This window comes from Nocardiopsis sp. iso_40 (assembly GCF_056173285.1).
Genome location: NZ_CM149666.1, coordinates 4,199,056 through 4,217,837 on the forward strand (window position 1 = coordinate 4,199,056; position 18,782 = coordinate 4,217,837).

At 72.0% G+C, this 18,782-nt stretch carries 13 protein-coding genes and 1 riboswitch; of the genes, 6 read left to right on the forward strand and 7 right to left on the reverse strand.

Annotation, left to right across the window (positions count from 1 at the left end; genetic code table 11):
• Nucleotides 1-36: 36 nt before the first annotated feature.
• Nucleotides 37-768, reverse strand: a complete 732-nt coding sequence (locus tag AC0VYD_RS18310; protein WP_473038762.1) for an ABC transporter permease subunit — start codon at nucleotides 766-768, stop codon at nucleotides 37-39.
• Entirely contained in the window at nucleotides 765-1,721 is a 957-nt protein-coding gene (locus AC0VYD_RS18315; protein ID WP_473040893.1) for an ATP-binding cassette domain-containing protein, read from the reverse strand. Before AC0VYD_RS18315 ends, AC0VYD_RS18310 begins: the two co-directional genes overlap by 4 nt.
• A gap of 637 nt (nucleotides 1,722-2,358) precedes the next feature.
• On the opposite strand from AC0VYD_RS18315, the gene AC0VYD_RS18320 reads away from it, so the two are divergent.
• Both AC0VYD_RS18320 and AC0VYD_RS18325 read left to right on the forward strand, forming a co-directional pair.
• Nucleotides 2,359-3,420, forward strand: coding sequence for a coiled-coil domain-containing protein (locus AC0VYD_RS18320; protein WP_475476714.1), 1,062 nt, complete (start codon nucleotides 2,359-2,361; stop codon nucleotides 3,418-3,420).
• Nucleotides 3,421-4,016: 596 nt separating this feature from the next.
• The gene (locus tag AC0VYD_RS18325; RefSeq protein ID WP_475476715.1) at nucleotides 4,017-5,078 is read left to right on the forward strand and encodes a DUF3558 domain-containing protein; all 1,062 of its coding nucleotides are present in this window, start codon (nucleotides 4,017-4,019) and stop codon (nucleotides 5,076-5,078) included.
• A gap of 107 nt (nucleotides 5,079-5,185) precedes the next feature.
• Here the strand turns inward: AC0VYD_RS18325 and metE are convergent, their stop codons facing one another.
• The gene (gene metE, locus AC0VYD_RS18330; protein ID WP_475476716.1) at nucleotides 5,186-7,486 is read right to left on the reverse strand and encodes a 5-methyltetrahydropteroyltriglutamate--homocysteine S-methyltransferase; all 2,301 of its coding nucleotides are present in this window, start codon (nucleotides 7,484-7,486) and stop codon (nucleotides 5,186-5,188) included.
• Nucleotides 7,487-7,623: 137 nt separating this feature from the next.
• Nucleotides 7,624-7,853, reverse strand: a riboswitch (cobalamin riboswitch).
• Nucleotides 7,854-8,068: 215 nt separating this feature from the next.
• Here metE and AC0VYD_RS18335 point away from each other — a divergent pair.
• Nucleotides 8,069-9,619, forward strand: coding sequence for a polysaccharide deacetylase family protein (locus AC0VYD_RS18335; RefSeq protein WP_475480303.1), 1,551 nt, complete (start codon nucleotides 8,069-8,071; stop codon nucleotides 9,617-9,619).
• A gap of 124 nt (nucleotides 9,620-9,743) precedes the next feature.
• Complete coding sequence (locus tag AC0VYD_RS18340; RefSeq protein WP_475476717.1) at nucleotides 9,744-11,273, forward strand: polysaccharide deacetylase family protein; 1,530 nt, start codon at nucleotides 9,744-9,746, stop codon at nucleotides 11,271-11,273.
• 147 nt (nucleotides 11,274-11,420) lie between these two features.
• Here the strand turns inward: AC0VYD_RS18340 and AC0VYD_RS18345 are convergent, their stop codons facing one another.
• The 3 genes from AC0VYD_RS18345 to AC0VYD_RS18355 form a co-directional block, all read right to left on the reverse strand.
• The gene (locus AC0VYD_RS18345) at nucleotides 11,421-12,560 is read right to left on the reverse strand and encodes a quinone-dependent dihydroorotate dehydrogenase (protein WP_475476718.1); all 1,140 of its coding nucleotides are present in this window, start codon (nucleotides 12,558-12,560) and stop codon (nucleotides 11,421-11,423) included.
• Nucleotides 12,557-13,480 carry a PAC2 family protein gene (locus AC0VYD_RS18350; protein WP_473038756.1) on the reverse strand — a complete coding sequence of 308 codons (924 nt, stop codon included), beginning with the start codon at nucleotides 13,478-13,480 and terminating at the stop codon, nucleotides 12,557-12,559. The genes AC0VYD_RS18345 and AC0VYD_RS18350 overlap by 4 nt, the downstream gene beginning before the upstream one ends.
• A gap of 289 nt (nucleotides 13,481-13,769) precedes the next feature.
• Entirely contained in the window at nucleotides 13,770-15,536 is a 1,767-nt protein-coding gene (locus tag AC0VYD_RS18355) for an ABC-ATPase domain-containing protein (RefSeq protein WP_475476719.1), read from the reverse strand.
• A gap of 189 nt (nucleotides 15,537-15,725) precedes the next feature.
• Between AC0VYD_RS18355 and AC0VYD_RS18360 the strand changes: the two genes are divergently transcribed.
• Both AC0VYD_RS18360 and AC0VYD_RS18365 read left to right on the forward strand, forming a co-directional pair.
• A complete protein-coding gene (locus AC0VYD_RS18360; protein ID WP_475476720.1) occupies nucleotides 15,726-16,970 on the forward strand; it encodes a glycosyltransferase in 1,245 nt (414 codons plus the stop codon).
• Nucleotides 16,967-17,485, forward strand: coding sequence for a hypothetical protein (locus AC0VYD_RS18365; RefSeq protein WP_475476721.1), 519 nt, complete (start codon nucleotides 16,967-16,969; stop codon nucleotides 17,483-17,485). The genes AC0VYD_RS18360 and AC0VYD_RS18365 overlap by 4 nt, the downstream gene beginning before the upstream one ends.
• Before the next feature lie 53 nt (nucleotides 17,486-17,538).
• Here AC0VYD_RS18365 and AC0VYD_RS18370 read toward each other — a convergent pair whose 3' ends face one another.
• Nucleotides 17,539-18,003, reverse strand: coding sequence for a TetR/AcrR family transcriptional regulator (locus tag AC0VYD_RS18370; RefSeq protein ID WP_191272497.1), 465 nt, complete (start codon nucleotides 18,001-18,003; stop codon nucleotides 17,539-17,541).
• Between the last annotated feature and the right edge of the window lie 779 nt (nucleotides 18,004-18,782).

The following is an 18,782-nucleotide window of genomic DNA, read 5'->3' on the forward strand; positions in this document are numbered from 1 at the left end:
CAACTGCGTGGGGGGCGCGGGGGGTCGGGGCGGGCCTCAGCTCCTGGACAGCCTGCGCACCAGCAGGTCACCCACGCTCTGCGCGACCTGCACGATGACGATCAGCAGGATCACGGTGGCCCACAGGTAGTGGTCGTTGAAGCGCTGGTAGCCCTCGCGAATGGCGAGGTCGCCCAGACCGCCGCCGCCGATGGCACCGGCCATCGCGGAGTACGAGATGAGGGTGACCACGGTCATCACCAGACCGGCGATCAGACCGGGCATGGCCTCGGGAAGCATCACCTTGCCCACGATCGTGAGCTTGCGGGTTCCCATGGCGTGCGCGGCCTCGACCACCCCGCGGTCGACCTCGCGCAGGGAGGTCTCCACCAGGCGCGCGAAGAACGGGATGGCCCCGATGCTCAGCGGCACGATCGCGGCCGTCGGGCCCAGCGTGGTGCCCACCAGGAAGCGGGTCAGCGACAGCACCGCCACCATCAGGACGATGAAGGGCAGGGAGCGGCCGATGTTGACGACCGCGCCGAGCACGGCGCGCACGGCCGGGGCCGGGATGAGGCCCCCCTTGTCGGTGGCGACCAGCAGCACGCCCAGGGGCAGGCCGAAGAGGACGCTGAAGACGGTCGCCCACAGCACCATGTAGATGGTGTCCTGGGTACCGAGCCACAGGCTGGGCCACATGTCGGGCCAGGCCGCCAGGAAGTCGGTGAGGGCGGTGAGGGCTCCACCGCCCTGGGCGAGGACGAGGACGTCGGCGGGGTTGGTGTTCACTTTCCGGCCTCCTCGACCAGCAGGCCGTGCTCGGACAGGTAGGTGAGCGCCTCACGGCGGCGGTCGCCGCGCATGTCGACGCTGAGACGGCCCACGGACTGGCCCGCGACCTGCTCCACACCGCCGCCGAGGATGTTCACGTCCACGTCGAAGCGGCGGGTGAGTTCGGACATGAAGGGCTCGTCGAAGGAGCGCGGGTAGGTGATGACCACCGTTTCGGGGCCGCCGTTGTCCGGCAGCGGGAAGAGTGAGCGCGCCAGCAGTGATCCGGGCGTCCCGATGAGGTCCAGTACACGGCCGGACTCGCGGAACTCGCCGTCCTCCATGATCGCCGCGGAGTCGCAGATCCGCTTGATCACGTCCATCTCGTGGGTGATCAGCAGGATCGTCAGACCCAGTTCGTCGCGCAGGCGGCGCAGGAGCGCGAGAATCGACTCGGTGGTGGCGGGATCCAGGGCCGAGGTCGCCTCGTCGCTGAGCAGCACCTTGGGGTCGGAGGCCAGGGCCCGGGCGATGCCGACGCGCTGCTTCTGGCCGCCGGAGAGCTGGGCGGGGTAGGCGCGCGCCTTGTCGGCGAGGCCCACCAGGTCGAGGAGTTCGCCCACCCGTGCGGCCCGCTTGGCGCGGGAGACCCCGGAGACCTCCAGGGGGAAACCGACGTTGCCCGCGACCGTGCGCGAGGAGAGCAGGGCGAAGTGCTGGTGCACCATGCCGATCCGCCTCCGTGCCGCACGCAGGCGGGCCCCGCGCAGGGAGGTGAGCTCCTCCCCGTCGACGTGCACGGTGCCGCCGTCCGGGCGCTCCAGAAGGTTCACCGAGCGCAGAAGGGTGCTCTTTCCCGCACCGCTCTGTCCCACGACCCCGAAGATCTCACCGGACTCGACATGCAGGTCCACCCCGTTCAGGGCGTGCACCTGGCGTTTCTTCAACCTGTAGGTCTTGTACAGACCCACTGCGTCAATCACGGTTTTCCCATCGACGTCTGGCGGTGGTGTCCCGAAGCCGCACTCGCAGGCGGAGGGGCTCACGGTCCAGCGTGGGTTTGACGCCACACCCGAGCGTACGAAGCACTCAGCGGGCGGGCGGCGGCGACGCGCCGGTGGGACCGGCGGCCGGACGGGCTTCGCGGAGGAGGGCCCGGGAGCGGCCCCGGCCCGGTACGCCGGACGCGGCTCCGGATCAGAGGTGGCTAGCGCGTGCGACAGCGACCGCCGGGCAGCGGAACGCACCGCCGGGTGGTGTCCGCCTGGTCGGCGGGGATCGCTTCGTCGTGCTCAGGAGCCTTCACGGGACCAACTCAACCACGGACGAATGGCTCCGTTCAGCAAAATACTTGACCTTAATATGGTTATTTATGCCACATTGGGGCGTTTAGGGTGGCGAGGGATCACCCCAGCGCTCCCGAACACCCACACGAGTGCCTACACTCATTACCGTCCCGTGACTCTCCCCGCGGTAGCGCGCCAGTGGGTATCGAGGGCCCCTGGTAGTCCGACGGCCGCCGGCCCCGCACCGGGAAAGACGAGTAGAAGCGACCGCAGCGCCCCGTGCCCGCAGGGGACGCACGCGGGCCCGAGGAGCGACCACACCGTGCAGTCCGATGACCTGAGCCGAGTGGACGACTACGCCGACTTCTGGGCGCCCGATCCCGCGACCCGCACCTGGCGGGAAGCTCTCGTCGACTGCGCGGACGCCCTCCCCTCCCTCCGCGCCCTCTGGCGCCCGGGCCGCAACCGGGTGGCCGTGGCCGTCCTCTCCCTGCTCACCGCGACGGCCGCGTTCCCCCTGCCCGCCTCGGCCGCCCCCGGCTTCGTACCCCGGGAGCCGGAGAGCATGAGCGAGCTCCAGTCCCGCGCCGAGAGCCTGACCGAGGAGTACAACGGCGAACTGCGCGACATGGAGGCGGTTCTGGAGGAGGCCGAGCGGGCCCAGGAACGCGCCGAGGCCACCAGCGAGGACGTGGAGGAGGCCCAGGACCAGGTGCGGTCCCTGGCCGTGGCCACCTACACCAGCAGCGGGATCGGCCCCTCCATGTCCCTGTTCGTGGAGGCCGAGCCCGACGAGGTCATCGACCGCGCCATCATCATCGACTACCTCTCCAGCACCAACCAGGAGAAGATCGACCAGCTGGACCAGGCGCACTCACGCGACGAGGTAGCCCAGGAGAACGCGGAGGAGCGGCTGGCGGAGGCCCAGGAGGACCTGGACGAGCTGGAGGACCGCCGGATGGACGTGCGCCGCCTAATCGCCGACCACCCGGAACAGCCCATGCAGCCGCACAACAACCTCACCCCGCGCACGGAGCAGATGCGCGACCTGGTGGTCCAGGAGTTCGGTCCCGGGGAGGACGTGGGCGGCTACGGCTGTTACCGGGCCGTGGGCGGCTGGGTGGTCGGCGAGCACCCCAAGGGCCGGGCCTGCGACTTCATGGTCGACGCGAACGGCAGCATGCCCTCCCAGGAACAGGTCGACCGCGGCTGGGCGATTTCCGAGTGGGCCCGGGACAACGCCGACGACCTCGGAATCATGTACGTCATCTACCGGCAGCAGATCTGGGACGTGCGCCGCGGCGACACCGACTGGCGCCCGATGGCCGACCGGGGCAGCATCACCGAGAACCACTTCGACCACGTGCACATCTCGATGTTCTGATCGGTGCCGCCGCGGCGGCGGTACGCCCGTGGCCACATCCGGTCACGAATCCTCCCCGGCCGCGGCCGGCGACCACCCGCCGGAGTCGGTCATGTCACATCCGGAGCGCCGTGATCACGTTTCGGGACGGGAAACCCCGACGCGGAGGGGTTTGCAATACCTCCCCTCCGGACATCTGTCCACGGGTCGGCATCACGATTGAATCACTCCCAAGGCGACCTCCTTCGCGAGAAGCACGAAACGGTGACGATTCCCCCCGTTACCCCTGGTCCGCCCTGCCCTCCGGACACCGGTCACGGTTAGGATGCAACACGTCCCGACCCCTGGCCTGCGGGGAACCGACCCGCCGGCTCCACCGCGGAGGTCGGCGCCCCGTTCGAACCGGGGACCCCCTCACGACACGGGGAACTCCCGCCCACGCCGCCCGCTCTCGCCCGCGGAACCGGCGCCCGGAGCGGGGCCACCTCCCCCACGGTTCCCCGTGCTGTCACCCACCCGGCGATCCGCCGGTGGCCACCACGGGAACTCGTGAGAACCCAAAGGCGTGAACGCGCGCCTAAGACAACACGGTCACCACATCACCGGGCGAGGGAGCCATGAGCGAAAACGGACCTTACAACCAGCCACCGCAGAACCCTTACGGTGGCGGGGACGGCACCGGCGGCCAGCCGCCCTACGGTCAGCCGCACGGAGGCCCCTACGGCGACCCCGGCACCGGCGGTCAGCCCGGCTACGGCCAGGCCCCGTACCCGGGCGCGCCCGGGCAGGACCAGGGCATGTACGCGGGCGGCCAGCCGCCCTACGGCGCCCCCGTCGGACCCGGTGGCCCCGGAGGACCCATGGGTCCCGGGGGCCCCGGAGGCTATCCCCCCGCTCCGCCGCCCCAGGGCGGTGGCAGCAAGGCGGGCCTGTGGGTGGTCATCGGCGGCGGTGTGGTCATCGTCGTCCTGGTGATCGCCGTGGTCGCCATGCTGGTCACCAACGGCAACCGCGGCGAGGAGGTCGCGGCCGGATCCGGGGAGGCCACGCAGGAGGAACCCGCCGAGGAGGAGCCCGCCGAGGAGCCCGCGGAGGAGGAGCCCGCCGAGGAGCCCGCGACCAACGAGGGCCCCAGCGGTGAGCCGCCCTACGCGCTGCCCGCCGAACCCTGCGACTCCTTCAGTGAGCAGGTCCAGTCCGACTTCCTGCTCCGCGACAGCGGCAGCAAGTACGTCTCCGACAACACCTCCAGCTGCTCCGAGACCGCCGAGGTGCCCGAGGGCAACCCCGACGACGCCTACGGGTACCTGGAGATCGGCTACAGCCTGCCCTACAGCGCCAGCGACTCCAACGAGGCAGCCGCCCAGGACTTCCAGGAGACGATCGACAACATCACCGGCGAGGGCTACAGCGACCGCTACTCGGCGGACGACATCGAGGAGAACAAGGCCGTCGACGGCCTGGGCGACGAGGCCCACCTCGTCGTGACCAAGTACGAGATGCTGGGCAACCTGGTCCCCGAGGCCACGCTCCTGGTCCGTGCGGACAACCTCGTCGTCGAGGTCAACTACTACCTCGACGACTTCAACGGTGACACGGAGGACCTCACCCTTCCGGACGACATCGAGGGCATCATGGTCAACGCCGCCACCGAGGCGATGAACCTGGTCGGCACCTGACCCGGGTCCGGGCCGGACTCCGGTCGGGACACCGAAGGGGGGCCGCGGCTGTCGCGGCCCCCCCTTCCGCCGTTCCTCCCCCGTCAGACCCCGCCGGGGGCCACGGGTCAGCCCCCGGTCGGCGTCCGAGCGCCGATCTCGGCGCGGACCCGGCGGGCCGCCTCCACCATGTTGCGCAGGGCCTGCTCGGCCTCGGCGTAACCGCGGGTCTTCAGACCGCAGTCCGGGTTGACCCACAGGTTCCCGGCGTCCACGTGCCGCACCGCCAGCCGCAGCGAGGCCTCGATCTCCTCCACCGAGGGCACCCGCGGCGAGTGGATGTCGTACACGCCCGGGCCGATCCCCCGCCGGTAGCCGCGCCGGCCCAGGGCCGCCACGAGCTCCATCCGCGAACGGGCCGCCTCGACGCTGGTGACGTCGGCGTCCAGCGCCTCGATGCCGCCGACGATCTGGTTGAACTCCGAGTAGCACATGTGGGTGTGGACGGTCGTGGTGGGTGCGACCCCGGAGGTGGCCAGGCGGAACGAACGCACCGCCCAGTCCAGGTACTCCTGCCGCCGTTCCTCCCGCAGCGGCAGCAGCTCCCGCAGGGCCGCCTCGTCCACCTGGATGTGGCGGATGCCCGCCCTCTCCAGATCAGCGACCTCGTCGCGCAGGGCCAGGCCGACCTGGAGGGCGGTCTCGCCGAGCGGCTGGTCGGTCCGGACGAACGACCAGGCGAGCATGGTGACCGGACCGGTCAGCATGCCCTTGACCGGCTTGTCGGTGCGCGACTGGGCGTAGGTGATCCACTCCACCGTCATCGGCTCGGGGCGCGAGACGTCACCGAACAGGATCGGGGGACGTACGCAGCGCGAACCGTAGGACTGCACCCACCCGTTCCGGGTGGCGGCGTAGCCCTCCAACTGCTCCGCGAAGTACTGGACCATGTCGTTGCGCTCGGGCTCGCCGTGGACGAGGACGTCCAGGCCGATCTCCTCCTGGAGCGCGATGACGCGGTCGATCTCCGCGCGGAGGATCCGCTTGTACTCCTCGGTGGACAGCTCGCCCCGACGGTGCGCGGCACGCGCGCGGCGCAGCTCGGGGGTCTGCGGGAAGGAACCGATGGTGGTCGTGGTGAGCGCGGTGTCGGTGGGGGCGCCCCGCTCCTCGGGACGCTCGTAGGCGTCCGGGCGCAGAGCGTCCAGGCGGGCGCGCACCCGGGCGTCGGTGAAGGACGGGGACCGGGTCCCGACCGCGTCGAAACCGGTGTCCGCGCCCTCGGACAGGACGCGGCCGAGCAGGGCCACCTCCTCGGCCTTCTGCCTGGCGAAGGCCAGCGCCCCGCGCAACTCGGGAGCGAGGGCGGTCTCGGCGTCCAGGTCGATGGGGACGTGGAGCAGCGAGCAGGAGGTACTCACGGTGAGCTCGTCGGTGAGGGCGAGCAGGGTACCGAGCTCGGCCACGGCGGCGGGCAGGTCCGTGCGCCAGACGTTGCGTCCGTCCACGACGCCCGCGACCAGCCGGGTGGCACCCAGGCCGGAGACCGCGGCCAGGTCCTCGACGCCCTCCGGGTCGGTGACCAGGTCGAGGCCGACCGCCTCCACCGGGGAGTCCTTGAGCACGCGCAGGGCGGCGGCGCCGATGGAGCCGAAGTAGGTGGAGACCAGGAGCGAGGGGCGCCCGGTGAGGGAACCCAACCGCCGGTAGACGCGTTGCAGGTGGCCGACGGCGGCACGGCCCTCGTCGGTGGCCAGGATCGGCTCGTCGAGCTGGACCTCGGCGGCGCCCGCCTCCTCGAGGTCGCCCAGAAGCCTGGCGTAGGCGTCCAGGAGCTGGTCGAGCAGCTCGATCGGCTCCCAGCCCTCGGGGGCGTCGTCGGCGGCCTTGGCCAGCAGGAGGAAGGTGAGCGGGCCGAGCAGCACGGGGCGGGTCCGGAAACCGGCCTCGGAGGCCTCGCGGAACTCCGCGACGGGTTTGTCACCGACCAGGCGCGGCCGGGTGCTCGGGGACAGCTCGGGAACCAGGTAGTGGTAGTTGGTGTCGAACCACTTGGTCATCTCCAGGGGCGGGGCGCCCTGCTCGCCGCGGGCGAGGGCGAAGTAGCGGCGCAGCTGCTCGTCCCGGTCCCCGGCCTGGGCCGGGGAGGCGAAGCGGGAGGGGACGAGGTCGAACAGGACCGCCGTGTCCAGCACGTGGTCGTAGGGGGAGAACGTGTTGGACGGGAGGTCGTCCACGCCCGCCTCCCGCAGTTGGGCGTAGACGCCCCTGCGGAGTTCGGAGGCGACGGCGTCGAACTCCCGGGCGGTGGTGCCGCCCTTCCAGTAGGACTCGCTGGCGCGCTTGAGTTCACGGTCGGGGCCGATGCGCGGGTAGCCGTGCACCGTGGAGCGCACGGTGGGCCTGGGAGCTCCCGGGGTCGTGGTCATGAAGCTTCTCTCCCTCGTCGAAAGCCGGGTACCGGCCGCGGGGCGAGCGAGGACGCGGACATGCCGGGGAACGCCTCAGCGCACGGCCGTCTCCGCCCTCGGCCCTCCCTCGGGGCACGGGACCACCGGCGGCACGGGTGCGCCGCCGGGCGGAGGCAGGTCTTCGGACTCGTGGGCGCTTCCGGCCTGAGGGCCGGTCCTCCTAGCAGTCGCCGCTTCCCAGTTCCCGACCTTTCCGATCGGTTCACCAGTGCTTATGGCGACGGTCGTTCCCACTCACCGCTGCGGGGCAGTCCCGGAGTCGCACCGGGTTCCCTCTTTCGACACGCACCACCCGCCCCGGAGGACCTCCGGGGTGGAAAGGATGGAGCGTGTACCTTCCACGCCTGCAAGTATAGGAGCGCCCCCTCCGCCCCTGACCCCGGCGCGGCCCTCGCCCGCACGAGACGAACCCCCGCCGTGTGCTCGGCATCACACCCGACATCAGCGTTACGTGGGAGAGCGCGCCCCCGCCTCCCCCGCGAACGTTCGTCTGACGATGAACGTGGAGAACCCCAGGTGAAGCAGCAAGACCGTCCGACCATGTCCCCCGACCGGCCCCTACTCACGGTCGCGTTCGCGATGGTCGTCCTACTGGGACTGGTGTTGTCGGCGGCCGGACCCCCGGGCCTGCTCGAGGACACCGCCGAGGTCCGGAGGACGGCCGAACAGCCCGAGGAGGACGTGCGCCTCCCCGCCACCGGTGAACCCGACGAACTGACCGTCGTGGACCCCGCCGCGATCCCCGGACTCACCGAGACCGAGATCGCCTACGAGGGCGGGGGCGACGTCGCCGTCAGCTACCCGGCGATCCCCAACGCCGAACCCCTGGCGGACTTCCTGGACCGCACCCTGACCGCCCAGGCGCACGCCTTCGAGGCCGCGAACCCCGGTGCGCGCTCGTTCGTCGGCGAGTGGGGGCTGACCGCGGCGGAGGGCGGGATCGTGGGGGTCCGGATGACCACCACCGAAACCGACTCCGAGGAGACCCGCGAGGGCCACAGCACCTACTGGTACGAGACCGGCAAGGGCGCGGTCCACGGCTCCAGCCGCCTGCTCGCCGGGCAGCAGGAGCTGGCCGAACTCAACGACCGGGTGCGCGAGGCCGTGTCGGACACCGCCGCCGCGCCCGCCGCCCTGCACCCGATCAGCTCCCTGTACGACTCCGTGGGGTTCAACCCCGACGGAGACCTGGTGGTGGAGTTCGACTCCGGACAGGTCGCCCCCGCCTCCGAGGGCCGCGTCCACGCCGTGATCGACCGGGACGAGGCCCAGGGCCTGCTCTCCGAACTCGGGCTGCGCGTGCGCGAGGCCGCGACCACGGGCGTACGCGAGTTCTCGGTGGCCGAGGCCCCCGAGGCGGACAAGGACGGTTCCGAGGCAGCGGCACCAGGCGTACTCCTCCCGCGTGAGGACTCCGTCGACTGCACCGACCCCGACACCAGGTGCGTGGCGCTGACCTACGACGACGGCCCCGGCGGACGGACCCCCGAGCTGCTGGACGCCCTGGCCGAGCACAACGCCCGGGCCACCTTCTTCGTCACCGGGCATCCGGTCATGGAGAACCCGTGGATCGTGCGGCGCACCTACGCGGAGGGCCACGAGCTGGCCAACCACACGCTGAGCCACCCGGACCTGACGACGCTCGGAACCGGTTCGGCCCGCGCGGACCTGAACACGACCCAGGCCCTGGTGTACCGGGAGACCGGTTACACGATGGACCTGATGCGGCCGCCCTACGGGGCCACGGACGACGGGGTCGCCGAGCTCACCGCGGAACTGGGGCTGGCACAGATCCTGTGGAGCGTGGACACCAACGACTGGAAGGACCGCAAGGCGCACGTGGTCCGCGAGCGCGCCGTGAACGGTGCGTCCGAGGGCGCCATCATCCTGATGCACGACATCCACGACACCACCATCGACGCCTCGGTCGACATCATCCGCGAACTGGACGAACGCGGTTACACCATGGTCACGGTGTCGCAGCTGCTGGGCACGACCGAGCCCGGCGAGGTCTACGTCGACGGCGTACCCGAACCACCCGCGGAGGACGGGGCGGAGAACACCGAGGAGGACGCGGGCGAGAGGAAGTGACCTGAGGGAACACTTCCGACCTGGGGCGGTGTCCACATGTGGACACCGCCCCGGGGCAGGGTCCGTTCTCCCTTATGTTGCTCCCAGCAGCCGTGCGAGCACCTCCGGACGAGGGAGTCGGGTTTTGTCGTCGAGGAGAGTCCAACCGGACCGGACCGTCCCCCGGGCGCGCCCGGGGACCCGCCCGCTCCGACCCGGTGCCCTGCTGGTAGTGCTGGCCCTCGCACTGGCCGCCTGCGGGAACCGGGTCGCTGACGGGGAGGACCCCGATCGGCTCGCCGTGCTGGCGGACGGGCCCCGCGAGGGTGTCGGAGAGTGGCGCGGCGACGCCGGGGACTTCACGGACCACCCGTACCGGCCGGAGGGGGTGCGGGTCAGTGTCGCCCACCCGGAGTTCGAGGACGCCGAGGCGTTCACCGAGAGCCTGGCGGCACGTGTGGACGAGGAGGTCCAGGACTTTCGCGCGGGCACCCGCGACCCGGTGGGCCTGGACATCGGCTGGGAACTGGTGGCCGCCGGCGGGGGCGTCCTCGGGGTACGGCTGGTCCGTACCGAGGAGGACATGCACGGCCTGCGCGAGGGCTACGCGACGTACTGGTACGACGCCCGCACGGGGGCCACGGCCCGCTCCACCGAACTACTGGCCGGGCAGGAGGAGTTGGCCGAGCTCAACGCGATCGCGCGCGAGGACCTGGCCGACGACGGGGACGTGGACACCGACGGTCTGCACCCGGTGCTGCGGACCTATGACTCGATCGGTTTCAACGGCACCGGAGACCTGGTGGTGGAGTTCGACGACGGGCACCTGTCACCGGCCGTCGAGGGTCACGTGCCGGACAGCGCCCCCGGACGCAAGACCGTGGTGGTCGACCACCAGGAGGCCGCGCCGCTGCTCTCGGATCTGGGAGAGCGGGCCCGGAAGGCTGCCCTGGTGGACGGGGCCGACCTGGCCCTGCCCGGGGCGGAGGGTGTCGGGCAGGGCTCCGGCGCCGCCCCGCCCGGGACCTTCACCGCGGGCGGCCCCGACGTGGACTGCTACGACGGGGAGACCAAGTGCGTGGCCCTGACCTTCGACGACGGCCCGGTCGAGGCCACGGCGCACCTGCTGGACATCCTCGCCGAGGAAGAGGTGACGGCCTCGTTCTACCTGAACGGCGACCCGGTCCTGACCCGTCCGGGCGTGCTGCGCCGGGCCTACTCCGAGGGGCACGAGATCGCCAGCCACGGGGACCGGCACGAGCACATGAACAGGATGGACCCCGGGGCCCTTCCCGGTCAGACGGCCGCGGTGAGCGCGATGGTCCGCAGGCAGACCGGGCACACGGTGGAGCTGTTCCGGCCGCCCTTCGGTGCCACCGGCGAAGGGGTGCACGCGGAGATCGCGGACCAGGGCATGGCCGAGGTGGCGTGGACGGTCGACAGCCGGGACTGGGAGGGGCTGGACCGCGACCAGATCGTGGAGAACGTCCTCTCCCGGGTCGAGCCGGGGGCCGTGGTGCTGATGCACGACCCCCTGGCCCCCACTCTGGCGGCCGTTCCGGAGATCGTCGAGCGGCTGCGCGAACAGGACTACGTGTTCGTGACGAGCAGCCAGGCGATCGGGGGCCCCGAACCCGGAAACGTCTACCCGCCTGACTGGGACGGCGACTGGTGAGGCCGGGGTGCCGGGAGGGCCATGGCAGAAGACCCGGTCGGCGGCCGGAAAGCGGCACGGGGGCGGAGGCGGGGGTCCCCGCCTCCGCCCCCGTGCCGTCGCAGGACATCGGATCCGGGCGCTGAGCCGTCGATCCGGTTTCGTGCGTCAGTCGGCCCCGGGGGCTTCCGGGACCACCTTCAGCGCCGGTGCCGGGGCGTCCGAGCCCACGGCCTCCTGGATGGACCGGTACCCGGCGGCGCGGACCAGCCTGACCAGGCCGCGGTGGATGCGCCGGGGCCAGAGCGGACCGCCGTAGATCAGCCCGGTGTAGCCCTGGACCAGGGTGGCGCCGGCACGGATACGGGCCCAGGCGTCCTCGGGGGTCTCGATACCGCCGACCGCGACCAGGGTCACCCGGTCACCCACCCGGGAGCGCAGACGGCGCAGGACCTGAAGCGAGCGTTCCTTGAGCGGGGCGCCCGACAGCCCCCCGGCGCCGGCCGCCTCGACCTCGGTGCCGGGGGTGTCCAACCCGGTACGGGAGATCGTGGTGTTGGTGGCGATGACGCCGTCCAACCCCTCGGCCAGGGCCAGGTCGGCCACGGCGTCGATGTCCTCGTCCGCCAGGTCCGGGGCGATCTTGACCAGCAGCGGCAGTTCGGGACGGCCCGCCTCGGCGAGGGCCTCGCGGACCGCGGCGACCAGGGGACGCAACTGTTCCACGCCCTGGAGGTTGCGCAGTCCGGGGGTGTTGGGCGAGCTGACGTTGATGACCATGTAGTCGGCGTAGGGCGCCAGCCGCAGCGCGCTCAGCGCGTAGTCGGCGGGAGCCTCGGCCTCGGGTGTCACCTTGGTCTTGCCGATGTTGACGCCGACCACCGGCCCCCGGCGCTGGTGGTGCAGGCGTTCGGCGACCAGCGCCGACCCCTCGTTGTTGAAACCCATCCGGTTGACGATGGCACGGTCGGCCACGAGCCGGAACAGGCGCGGTTTGGGGTTGCCCGGCTGCGGGTGGGCGGTGACGGTGCCCACCTCGACGTAGCCGAAGCCCAGGGCGGCCAGGCCGCACGGGCTCTCGGCGTTCTTGTCGAAACCGGCGGCCATACCCAGCGGCCCGGGGAACTCCCGGCCCAGGGCGTGGACGGTCAGCTCGGGTTCCCGCGGCCCCAGGACCCTGCCCATGGCCTCCGCCACGCCGGGGACTGCGGTCACACCGCGCAGCGCGGCGAAGCTCAGCTTGTGGACCTTCTCCGCGTCCATGTGGCGCAGGACCGAGCTGAAGAGGATCTGGTAGAACACGGTCATCCGTTTCCGTCTCCCTCGCGTTCCGCGAGGAAGCGTTCGAGTTCCGCGCCGAGCTCCTCGGCGGTGGGCAGCCCCGACCCGTCGTCGGACAGCGGAACGGTCCCGCCGTCCTCGTCCGAGCGCGAGGACATGATGTCGTCGTACTGGCGTTCCAGGTTGGCGACCACGCGTTGGATCTCCTCGGAGGCCGCGACCTGCTCGGCGATCTCCACGTCCGTGGCTCCGGCCACCTCCTCCAGGTCCTCGGTGGACACGGCCAGGCCGGTGGCCCCGGCCACGTACTCGGTGGCGGCGATGGCCGCCCGCGGGTACGTGGACTGGGCGAGGTAGCTGGGCACGTGGATGGCGTAGCCCACGAAGTCGTGGCCCTTCTCCCCCAGGCGGTACTCCAGCAGGGAGACCGCGCTCCCGGGCACCTCGACCCGTCCGATCCAGGGGGTGTGCCCCGCCACCAGTTCGGGCCGGGTGGAGTGCGGGGTGACCGTGACCGGCCGGGTGTGCGGAACCGCCATGGGGATGCCGTGGGTACTGATGGACAGCGAGACGGCGAACCGCTCGACCAGTTCCTGGACGGCCGCGACGAAGGCCTCCCACTCACGGTCGGGCTCCGGGCCGTGCAGGACCAGGAAGGGGTTCGCCTCCTCGTCGTGCATCCGGTACAGGGCCAGCTTGGGCGGGCTGTACTCGGTCCAGGCGTTCTCAACGAAGGTCATCGGCGGCCTGCGGGAGCGGTAGTCCACCAGGAGGTCGGTGTCGAAGACCGCGACCTCCTCGGCGGTGAACCGTTCGAACAGCGCCTCGGCCATCTGTTGGCCGGCGTTTCCGGCGTCGACGAAACCGTCCAGACAGACGAGCATCGCCAGACCGGTGACGTCGTCGAAGCCGGGATGGAGTTCGTACAGGTCTGCGGGGTCACGCACCGGGTTCTCGTCTCCAAAACTGGTCGGGGCCGCAGGGGGTGCGACGCATCCGTTCCGGATTGCCGGGAAGGTGCCTCGTGGCACTCGACGGGGTCGCTGTGCCCTGCTTTTCCACAATACCGACCCGGAACGGGTGGGGCCGGACCCCGACCCCCCGGAGGTGAGCACGGCCACACCCGGGCCCGTGCCGCTCCTGGCCCGTGCCCGCCGGAGGCCCGGGCCGCGCCGGGCCGCGCGGCGTTGCGCGGCCCGGCTCCCGGATCCCCGGCGGTGCATCAACGTCGGAGGTTCATCGCTGACCGGCCACCCGCAGGGTTCTGAGGCGGTTGAGGACCGCGGCGATCTCGTGGCGGCGCGGCAGGACGTAGTCGCCGCCGAAGTCGTCCCCGAGCAGGGTGACCCCCTGTTCGGCCAGGGCTTCCTCCAGGGAGTCCAGCGCCTCGGCCAGGGTGCGGGTCCCGTCCAGGTGCCGCCCCCGGGTCAGGGCGCGCAGGGCCAGCCCCGCCCCGGTGATCTGGTTCGGGTCGACGAACTGCTCCACCGAGCGCACGTCGACGTCGCTCTCCCCGAAGACCAGGACGTCCATGTCGCGGCGCTTGAGCTTGCCGCGTCCCCGGTCGGTGCGGTCGTCCACCGACCCGGGGTCGAGGACGCGGGCGCGGGGCAGTGCGAACCGGGCGTCGGTGCGCTCGTGCGCCAGGGCGCGGGCGCGCTCGGTGACGTCGTGCGGGTGGTAGGAGTCCAGCATGATCACCTGGTCGGCGACGTCGAAGTAGTCACCGCTGCCGCCCATGACCAGGACCGTGGAGACCCGGTGTTCGCGGTGCAGGGGGCGCACCAGGTCGATGAACGGCACCAGGGGTTCCCGGTCGCCGTGCACCAGGGCCTGCATGCGCTCGTCGCGGATCATCAGGTTGGTGGCGGTGGAGTCCTCGTCAACCAGCAGGGTGTGCGATCCGGCCTCCACCGCCTCGCAGATGTTGGCCGCCTGCGAAGTGGAACCGGAGGCGTTCTCGGTGCGGAAGTCGCTGGTGTCGGCGCCGGTGGGCAGGTTGCGCACGAACGGGCTGACGTCCACCCGTTCCACCCGGCGCCCCTCCTCGGCCCGGATCTTGACCGCGTCGGCGCGGGTCACCACCAGCTCGCGGCCGTCCCCGGGCACGTGGTCGTACACGCCGCGCTCCAGGGCGTGCAGCAGGGTGGACTTGCCGTGGAACCCCCCGCCGACGATCAGGGTGATGCCCTCGGGCACGCCCATGCCGGTCACGGTGCCCCGGTGCGGCAGGTCCACGCTGACACGCAGGCTCTCGGGCGAGGAGAAGGGCACCACCGCCTCACCGGCCATGGGTTCGTCGCTCACCCCGCTGCGCCGGGGCAGGACCGCCCCGTCGGCGACGAAGGCGACCAGGCCACGGCTGTCGAGGGAATCGCGCAGGGCGACGGTGTCGGCCACACTGTCCGCGAAGGCCTCGGCCTCCTTCTGGTCGATCTCGTCCCAGTCGAGGTCGTCGACCAGCTCCGGGACGGTGCGGCAGAGCTCGCGCTCGGCGCTGCGGCCGTCGATCCGGCGCCCGTGCCCGGGCAGGTCCAGGCCGATCCGCAGGTCCAGCGCGCCCTCCTCGGTGACCTGGCAGGAGGACCGGGCGATGACCTCCTGGCCGCCGGTGTCGATCTTGAGCAGGGAGCCCCGCAGCAGTCGGCGGGCGCGCCGCCCCAGGTGGTCGGCGGTGGCCCGGCGGCGGACCGGGTCGGTGTAGGCGCTGGCCGGGATGCCCGCGTCGGGGCGCAGGATCCGGATCCGCGAGGGCGGAGCGAAGGGGTCGGCCTGGACCCGCTGCACGGTGAGGGTGAAGTCACCGAAGTCCCAGTCGCCCTTGAGGGACTTGTAGCGCCCGTAGGAGGCGCCGTTCATCTTCAGGAGCTCCTCGGAGAGCCGGGCCTCGTCGCGCACCCCGCGGATGGGTTCGGGTTCGGGCTTGCGGCCACCGCCGCCGCCACGGCCGCCACCGCCGCCGTGCCGGCGCCCCTGGCCGCCGTTCCCCCGCTGTTGCGCCATCGGTTCCCCCGTATCGCTGAGACGTCACTTCCCGGCCAGGTTAGGACTTCTGCGAGGTTCTCGCTCCGACCCTGTGCACAACCCGCCCCGTCCCGGGCCCGGACGGACGCCGCCTCGGGGAGGTCCGTTGCCCTTCTCCCGTCCCGGGGCTAGGTTGCGCAGAAGCCCTCCCAGACAAGGAGTTCCGCCGTGAGCACCGTCCTGTTCGCCCCGGAGACCTTCAACCTCGCCGAAACGACCCGGGCGATCGAGGTGGCGCGCTGCCTGCGGGGCCGGCACGAGTGCGTGTTCGCGGGGTACTCCGAGAGGTACGCGGACCTGGTGGAGGCGGCCGGGTTCGAGTACCGCCCGCTGAGCCCGGTGCTCACCGAGGAACAGGCCGACCAGGCGATCCGCTTCGACCGGGGGCGCGGTGTCAGCCACCCGTTCACCGCCGGGGTGTTCCGGGCCCGGGTGGCGAGCGAACGGGAGCTCAACCACCTGCTGCGCCCGGCGGCGACCGTCATCGGCAGCACGCTCAGCCAGTTCGTCTCGGCGCGTGCCGACGGGATCCCCCTGGTCTACGTCAAGCCGTTCGCGTACTCGTGGCCGCACCTGCGCCAGACCCGTGCGGTGCCGGTGCTCGGCGGGCGCGGCCGCCTCGCCCGCACCGTCAACGCCGGAGCCGCGTACCTGCTGCGCGAGGCGGCCCGGTACACCACCGCCAAACCGGGAGGGTGGACCCGGGTGGCCCGGGAGAACGGGGTGCGGTTGCCCCGCCGCACCGTCGAGGCCCTGGACGGGGACCTCAACCTCGTCGCGTCCCTGCGGTTCCGGCCCTACCTGTTGCCCCCGAACCACCACTGGGTCGGCCCCGTGTACGCGCACCTGGGCGAGGAGGTGCCCGCCGAGGTGGAAGAGCTGGCCGGGAGGGCCAGGAGACAGAGGCGGCCGGTGGTGTACTTCGCCATGGGCAGTTCCGCCGACCGGGAGATCGTGCTCGGAATCCTGCGGGAGCTGTCCCGCCTCCCGGTGACCGTCCTGGCACCGGTCGCCCGCTACCTGCGGCCCGGGGACCGCACCGGGCTCGGGCCGCACGTGCACGTGTTCGACCTGCTCCCCGCGCACCTGCTCGGCGACCTGATCGACGCTTCCGTCATCCACGGCGGGGAGGGCACCGTGCAGACCGCTGCCGCCTCGGGCAAACCGTTCGTGGGAATCGGACTGCAGATGGAACAGCGCTGGCACGTCGACGAGTGCGTGCGGTTCGGCAGCGCGGTGGGGCTCACCCCCCGGCAGGCCCGGGGCGAGCCGCTGCGCAGGGCCTTCGAGTCCGTGCTGCACGACCCGGACCTGCGCGCCCGCGCCCGCGAGCTGCGCCGGCACCTGGCCGGGACGGACGGGGCCCGGGCCGCCGCCGACCACATCCACACCCTGATCGGAGAGCGTTCGTGAACTCCCCCCGGCTGGAACCGGTCCTGAACCTCCTCGACGGCACGTTCCTGCCGCTGTCCGGCGACCTCACCCCCGCCGAACTGGACGCCTTCCTCCGCGTGTGGAGCCGGTACGGCAGGGTGGAGACGCCTCGTGAGCTCCTCGGCAAGGAGGCGGCCCCGGTACCCGGCGGCCTGCGCGCGGCCGTCCGCGGCGGGGCCGTCGTGGACCCGGGCTGCTGCTCCGGTCTGGAGGACTGGCGCGACTGGTCCGGCCTGCTCGACCGCGAACCCGTGTGGATGGGCCACGATCCGGGTGTGATCCAGGAGTTCACCGGGGACGGGGTGCACCTGTCCCAGGAGAACCGGGATTCGTACGTCGCACTGCCCCTGGGTGAGCTCCCCCGCCTGCTCGCCGGGGTCCGCGAACAACTGCTCGGTCTGCTGGCCCTGGTCGGCCGGAGGGAGGGCCCCGAGGTCGCGGCCCTGCTGGACCGGGCCGCCGACGTCACCGGGCCGCTGGACCGGAACGCCTGAACCGGGGGTCCGCACGGTCCTCGTACGCAGCCGGTCCCATCGTGCCCGGGGTATCAGTGCTGTGGGGGCTCGGGGAGCACGTCGGTGAGGATCGCCTCGAACTCGTCGGCGCTCGGCTTGGTCTCGCCGAGCAGGGTGTGCAGCAGGACACCGTCGATCACCGCGGTCACGACGCGCGCCCGGACGGGGTCGTCGGTGTAGCAGTGCGCGAACGCCCCCACGGCGGCGAGCCAGGCGTCCGTGGACTCGCGCAGGTGGGGGCGGCGCGCGGCGAGCAGGAAGAGTTCGTACTCGGCGAGCAGGCGGCCCGGTTCGGCCGCGACCCTGGCCAGGAGCTCGGCGAGGTCGCGTCGGCGGTCGCCGCCGGCGGACAGGCGGCGCATCCGTTCGGAGTCCTCGTCCATGACGCTGGTCAGGGCGGCGGCCAGGAGGTCTCCCAGCCCGGTGAAGTAGTAGGTGGTGGCGGACGTGGGCAGCCCCGCCTCCTGGGAGACGGTGCGATGGCTGACTCCGGCCACCCCGTCGCGCTCGATGACGCGCAGGGTGGCCTCGATCAGTGCCCTGCGGCGCAGTTCGCCCTTGGCGCGGCGCCCGTCCGTCTGTTTCAGGTCTCCTCCTCCGTTCCCGCTGCGAGGGTAGCGGAAGGGGCCCCTTCCCCCGGCGCGCGTCGGGTGTCGGTGAGGTGGCGGGCAACGCCTTCCACAGACCGGTTGGCGGAGCCGAGGCGATGCGCACCCGGCGTCCTCCCTGCAGGGAGCGCCCCCTGCCCTCAACCGCTCCGAGGTGTCCGGAACCCTCCCGGTCGGGGTGTCCGCTGCTTCCGAGAACGGCCAACCCGTGATGATCCTGCTGCCGGGGGCGGGTTCGGTGCCGAAATCGCCCCCGGCAGCAGGAGCACGGCGGAGAAGGGCCCGAACCCGACCGGCGCGGCCGACGAAGGGGCATGTCGCGGGGGACCTGTGCCCCCGGCCGTGGAGAGCCCCCAGGGCTCTGGGGCCGCCCCGGGGTTCGGCCCCTGGCAGCGGGTTTTCCCGCGCCCCGGGCTCCCGGACCTCTGTGGTCGGAGCGGGTTCGGGGTCCCGCCCCGACCACCAGAGGCCGTCAGCCGGGCAGGAGGGGGTACCGCACCGACCGACTGGGAGGACGCTGTCCGTCCGGAAGTAAGGGGACCTCCGGTCAGACCGCGCCCCGACACCTCCACGGAGGGGGGTGGGGGGTGTCGTGGAACTATTCTTACCGGATCCGGGAGCACCGTACGGGTGAAACCGGGAATCCGGCGGGAAGCGGCTCCGCTCCG

What these genes read in the sequence shown, in the direction of transcription:
- AC0VYD_RS18345 (WP_475476718.1), bottom strand. Translation starts at nt 12,560, where the DNA reads ATGACCGTGTTCTACCAGATCCTCTTCAGCTCGGTCCTGCGCCACATG.
- AC0VYD_RS18355 (WP_475476719.1), bottom strand. Translation starts at nt 15,536, where the DNA reads ATGGCGCAACAGCGGGGGAACGGCGGCCAGGGGCGCCGGCACGGCGGC.
- metE (WP_475476716.1), bottom strand. Translation starts at nt 7,486, where the DNA reads ATGACCACGACCCCGGGAGCTCCCAGGCCCACCGTGCGCTCCACGGTG.
- AC0VYD_RS18325 (WP_475476715.1), top strand. Translation starts at nt 4,017, where the DNA reads ATGAGCGAAAACGGACCTTACAACCAGCCACCGCAGAACCCTTACGGT.
- AC0VYD_RS18335 (WP_475480303.1), top strand. Translation starts at nt 8,069, where the DNA reads ATGTCCCCCGACCGGCCCCTACTCACGGTCGCGTTCGCGATGGTCGTC.